This window comes from Pseudomonas sp. NPDC089569 (genome assembly GCF_050280625.1).
In the GTDB taxonomy this organism is placed as follows: Bacteria; Pseudomonadota; Gammaproteobacteria; order Pseudomonadales; family Pseudomonadaceae; genus Aquipseudomonas.
Map to the genome: position 1 here is coordinate 1 of NZ_JBNNVQ010000185.1, position 4,902 is coordinate 4,902.

Genomic DNA, 4,902 nt, shown 5'->3' on the forward strand with positions numbered 1-4,902 from the left:
GCCTTCAGGCTACCCAGGTCCTGCGGCTGATCCGCTGCCGCGCCTGCTCGCCGGCAAGCCTGGCTCCTACGATAAGCAATTCGTGGCACTAAAGTGCTAATAGAGTGTTGTTCACTATTGTTCACTGTCAATCGTTGAAGTGTTCAGTTGTTCAGCCCCGATTGTTCATTTGTGTTCAGCAACGAACACAAAGTCCCTGCTGTTTTCGTATTTTTCAAACTGAATCAATAGCTTGTGATTTCTGGCATGGATGTCGCTATATCGCTCCGGTCGCTTGACTCCAAAAATAAAAAGGCCGAGCCATGTCACTCACCCTGGAGCATGTCAGCCGTACCGTCGAGGGCCAGACCTGGATCGACGATGCGTGCCTCAATTTCGAACCCGGATCCTTCAACGTTCTGCTCGGGCGCACCTTGTCCGGCAAGACCAGCCTCATGCGCCTGATGGCCGGGCTGGACAAGCCCGACAGCGGTCGCATCCTGATGAACGGTGTCGATGTCACCCAGCGGCCGGTGCGTCTGCGCAACGTGTCGATGGTGTATCAGCAGTTCATCAATTACCCGACCATGACGGTCTTCGAGAATATCGCTTCGCCATTGCGCCAGGCCGGTGTGTCCAATGAGCTGATCCAGACCAAGGTGCTGGAAACCGCGAAGATGCTGCGCATCGAGAAGTTCCTTCAACGCCATCCCCTCGAACTGTCCGGTGGCCAGCAACAGCGCACGGCCATGGCCCGGGCGCTGGTCAAGGATGCCGAGCTGATCCTGTTCGACGAGCCGTTGGTCAACCTCGATTACAAGCTGCGCGAAGAACTGCGCCAGGAAATGCGCGAGCTGTTCAAGGCTCACCACACCATCGCCATTTATGCCACCACCGAGCCCAACGAAGCGCTGGCCCTGGGCGGCACCACGACCATTCTTCACGAGGGGCGGGTGGTTCAGAGCGGCAAGGCGTCGCAGGTCTATCACCAGCCAAGGACCGTACTGGCGGCCGAGCTGTTTTCCGAGCCACCGATCAACCTGATGCCGGGGCGCATTGCCGGTAACGAAGTGAGTTTCGCCAATTTCGTGCACTTCCCGCTGAACGTCGATTTGCGTTCGGTGGGTGAGGGTGAGTTCCGTTTCGGTGTGCGCCCCAGTCATATCTCGCTGGTACCGAGCAATGACGATGACCTGGAGCTGGCGGTGACCGTCGAAGTGGCCGAAATCAGCGGCTCGGAAACCTTCCTGCATGTGCGCAACGAGCATTTCCTGCTGGTGTTGCACTTGCCCGGTGTGCACGAGTACGACGTCGATGCGCCGATCCGCATCTACATCCCGACCCATAAACTGTTTGTGTTCGATACGCAGGGGCGGCTGGTTCAGGCGCCGGGCCAGCGTATCGCGAGGGTAGCCTGATGGCCGAAATTCATTTGGAGAACCTCGCCCACAGTTATTCCCGCACCCCCAGCGCGCCTGAGGATTACGCGATTCGCGAGATGGATCACATCTGGGAGCAGGGCGGTGCCTACGCGCTGCTCGGACCCTCGGGTTGCGGCAAGTCGACCTTGCTCAACATCATTTCGGGGTTGCTCAGCCCCTCCCAGGGCCATGTGCTGTTCGACGGCAAGGCCGTCAACGACTTGTCCCCGGAAAAGCGCAACATCGCCCAGGTTTTCCAGTTCCCGGTGGTCTACGACACCATGACGGTGTTCGACAACCTGGCGTTCCCGTTACGCAACCAGGGCATGGCCGAAGCGAAAATTCACTCCAAGGTGCAGGAAATTGCCGAAGTCCTCGATTTGCAGGGGCTGTTGAACAAAAAGGCACGCAACCTCACGGCTGACGAAAAACAGAAAGTGTCCATGGGCCGCGGACTGGTGCGCGATGACGTGTCGGCGATCCTTTTCGACGAGCCACTGACGGTGATCGACCCGCACCTGAAGTGGAAGCTGCGGCGCAAGCTCAAGCAGATCCACGAGCAGTTCAACATCACCATGGTCTACGTCACCCACGATCAGCTGGAGGCTTCGACCTTCGCCGACAAGATCGCGGTGATGTACGGCGGACAAATCGTGCAGTTCGGTACGCCGCGTGAGTTGTTCGAACGGCCGAGCCACACCTTTGTCGGCTATTTCATTGGCAGTCCCGGCATGAACCTGATCGAGGTGCAGCCGCGGCCGGGTGGTGTCGGTTTCGCCTCGACCCACCTTGCGCTTCCGCAGGCCATGCAGCAGCGCATCGCCGAGTCCGAGTGGAAAACCCTGAAGGTCGGTATCCGGCCGGAGTTCGTGCATGTGTGGGAGGAAGCCTTCGATGATGCGCTGCGGGCCCAGGTCATCCATGTCGAAGACCTGGGTACTTACAAGATCATGACGCTGAACCTCGATGGTGTGTCGCTCAAAGTGCGCCTTGCCGAAGACAAACCGGTGCCGCAAGGCACGGCATACATCAGTTTTCCGGCGCAGTGGCTGATGGTCTACGCCGATGAGTTCCTGTTGCAATCCGGGAATCAGGACGTTGCCAACAGGGAGGTGCAGCCATGAACAAGGTGCAGAACAACAAGGCCTGGTGGCTGGTCCTGCCGGTGTTCCTGCTGGTGGCGTTCAGTGCGGTGATCCCGATGATGACCGTGGTCAACTATTCGGTGCAGGACATCTTCGACCAGTCCAGCCGCTATTTCGTCGGTGCCGACTGGTACAAGCAAGTCCTGCTGGATCCGCGCCTGCACGATTCGCTGTTGCGTCAGTTCATCTATTCGGCTTGCGTGCTGCTGATCGAAATCCCGCTGGGTATCGCAATTGCCCTGACCATGCCGACCAAGGGCCGCTGGTCGTCGGTGGTGTTGATCGTTCTGGCGATTCCGTTGCTGATTCCATGGAACGTGGTCGGCACCATCTGGCAGATCTTCGGTCGGGCCGACATCGGCCTGCTCGGTTCCAGCCTCAATGCGATGGGCATCAGCTACAACTATGCGGCAAACACCATGGACGCCTGGGTCACCGTCCTGGTCATGGATGTCTGGCACTGGACGTCCCTGGTAGCGCTGCTGTGCTTTTCCGGATTACGGGCGATTCCGGATGTGTACTACCAGGCGGCGCGGATCGATCGCGCATCAGCCTGGGCGGTATTCCGGCATATCCAGTTGCCCAAGCTCAAGAGCGTGCTGCTGATCGCCGTGATGCTGCGTTTCATGGACAGTTTCATGATCTACACCGAGCCGTTCGTGCTCACCGGCGGCGGGCCGGGCAATGCCACGACCTTCCTCAGCCAGACACTGACGCAAATGGCGGTCGGGCAGTTCGACTTGGGGCCGGCGGCGGCATTCTCGCTGGTGTACTTCCTGATCATCCTGTTGGTGTCCTGGCTGTTTTACACGGCCATGACTCACTCGGACGCGAACCGCTGAGGCCCGCCATGAGCAAAAGAAAGCTGATCCCGTTGTTGTGCTATGTGCTGTTCTTGCTGGTGCCGATCTACTGGCTGTTGAACATGTCCTTCAAGAGCAACACCGAAATCCTGGGCGGCCTGACGCTGTTTCCCCAGGATTTCACCTTCCACAACTACAAGGTGATTTTCACCGACCCGAGCTGGTACACCGGTTACCTCAACTCGCTGTATTACGTGAGCCTGAACACGGTGATTTCCCTGAGCGTGGCCTTGCCGGCAGCCTATGCGTTCTCACGGTATCGGTTCCTGGGTGACAAGCACCTGTTCTTCTGGCTGCTGACCAACCGCATGGCGCCCCCGGCGGTATTCCTCTTGCCGTTCTTCCAGCTGTATTCCTCGATCGGGCTGTTCGACACCCACATCGCCGTGGCCCTGGCGCACTGCCTGTTCAATGTGCCGCTGGCGGTGTGGATTCTTGAGGGGTTCATGTCGGGGGTTCCGAAGGAGATCGACGAAACCGCCTACATCGATGGCTACAGCTTTCCCAAGTTCTTCGTGAAGATTTTCATCCCGCTGATCGGCTCCGGCATCGGCGTCACGGCGTTTTTCTGCTTCATGTTTTCCTGGGTTGAACTCTTGCTGGCGCGAACCCTGACGTCGGTCAACGCCAAACCCATCGCGGCAGTCATGACGCGTACGGTCTCGGCGTCGGGTATCGACTGGGGCGTACTGGCGGCGGCGGGGGTGTTGACCATCCTGCCGGGCATGCTGGTGATCTGGTTTGTTCGCAACCATGTGGCCAAGGGCTTTGCCCTGGGCCGGGTATGAGGAGTCAAAGATGGAATGGATGAGCTGGACGATCCCGACAGCAGCGTTCTTCGGTGTCATCGCCTTGATCCTGATCGCCATGACGACTTGGGAGTTTCGTTCGCCGAGCGTGCTTCGGCGGGGCTTTTTGCCAATTGCCACCACCCGTGGTGATCGGTTGTTCATCGGTCTTCTCGGCAGCGCCTACCTGCACTTGCTGGTGATCGGCGTGACCGACTGGAGCATCTGGGTAGCGTTCGCGTTGTCCCTGGTGTGGCTGTTGGCTGTGATGCGTTGGGGCTAGTCGAATCGCTCGGCAATGTTGCTCCGGAACTTAAACAGGAGGTCTCTATGTTCGACAAAAACAATAAGCTGCGTCATAGCATTTCATTGGCAGCCTTGCTGGCACTCAGCGGTTTGAGCGCGTCTGCCTGGGCCGATGCCTATGAAGAAGCTGCAAAGAAATGGATTGGCAGTGAGTTCAAGCCGTCCACGCTCACGGCGGATCAACAGCTGGAAGAGCTCAAGTGGTTCATCAAGGCGGCGGAGCCGTTTCGCGGGATGGATATCAAGGTCGTTTCGGAAACCCTGACCACCCACGAATATGAGTCCAAGGTGCTGGCCAAGGCGTTTACCGAAATCACCGGAATCAAGGTGACACACGACCTGCTGCAGGAAGGCGACGTCGTGGAAAAGTTGCAGACCGTGATGCAGTCGGACAAGAGCC

The 4,902-nt window shown here is 58.4% G+C and carries 5 protein-coding genes and 1 pseudogene; all 6 read left to right on the forward strand.

Annotation, left to right across the window (positions count from 1 at the left end):
- Window positions 1–302: 302 nt before the first annotated feature.
- Window positions 303–1,397 (forward strand): ABC transporter ATP-binding protein, encoded by a 1,095-nt coding sequence (locus tag ACQKP2_RS31640; protein ID WP_427582215.1) that lies wholly within the window; start codon window positions 303–305, stop codon window positions 1,395–1,397.
- On the forward strand, window positions 1,397–2,524 hold the full coding sequence (locus ACQKP2_RS31645; RefSeq protein WP_427582216.1) for an ABC transporter ATP-binding protein: 1,128 nt from the start codon (window positions 1,397–1,399) through the stop codon (window positions 2,522–2,524). Before ACQKP2_RS31640 ends, ACQKP2_RS31645 begins: the two co-directional genes overlap by 1 nt.
- Window positions 2,521–3,387: a carbohydrate ABC transporter permease gene (locus ACQKP2_RS31650; protein ID WP_007981247.1), complete on the forward strand. Its 867-nt coding sequence runs from the start codon at window positions 2,521–2,523 to the stop codon at window positions 3,385–3,387. Before ACQKP2_RS31645 ends, ACQKP2_RS31650 begins: the two co-directional genes overlap by 4 nt.
- 8 nt (window positions 3,388–3,395) lie before the next feature.
- Window positions 3,396–4,196, forward strand: a complete 801-nt coding sequence (locus ACQKP2_RS31655) for a carbohydrate ABC transporter permease (protein ID WP_427582217.1) — start codon at window positions 3,396–3,398, stop codon at window positions 4,194–4,196.
- A 10-nt stretch (window positions 4,197–4,206) separates the two neighbouring features.
- Window positions 4,207–4,479: a DUF2160 domain-containing protein gene (locus ACQKP2_RS31660; protein WP_427582218.1), complete on the forward strand. Its 273-nt coding sequence runs from the start codon at window positions 4,207–4,209 to the stop codon at window positions 4,477–4,479.
- Window positions 4,480–4,526: 47 nt separating this feature from the next.
- Window positions 4,527–4,902, forward strand: a pseudogene (locus tag ACQKP2_RS31665) (carbohydrate ABC transporter substrate-binding protein); the annotation flags it as partial.

What these genes read in the sequence shown, in the direction of transcription:
- ACQKP2_RS31650 (WP_007981247.1), top strand. Translation starts at nt 2,521, where the DNA reads ATGAACAAGGTGCAGAACAACAAGGCCTGGTGGCTGGTCCTGCCGGTG.
- ACQKP2_RS31660 (WP_427582218.1), top strand. Translation starts at nt 4,207, where the DNA reads ATGGAATGGATGAGCTGGACGATCCCGACAGCAGCGTTCTTCGGTGTC.
- ACQKP2_RS31645 (WP_427582216.1), top strand. Translation starts at nt 1,397, where the DNA reads ATGGCCGAAATTCATTTGGAGAACCTCGCCCACAGTTATTCCCGCACC.
- ACQKP2_RS31640 (WP_427582215.1), top strand. Translation starts at nt 303, where the DNA reads ATGTCACTCACCCTGGAGCATGTCAGCCGTACCGTCGAGGGCCAGACC.
- ACQKP2_RS31655 (WP_427582217.1), top strand. Translation starts at nt 3,396, where the DNA reads ATGAGCAAAAGAAAGCTGATCCCGTTGTTGTGCTATGTGCTGTTCTTG.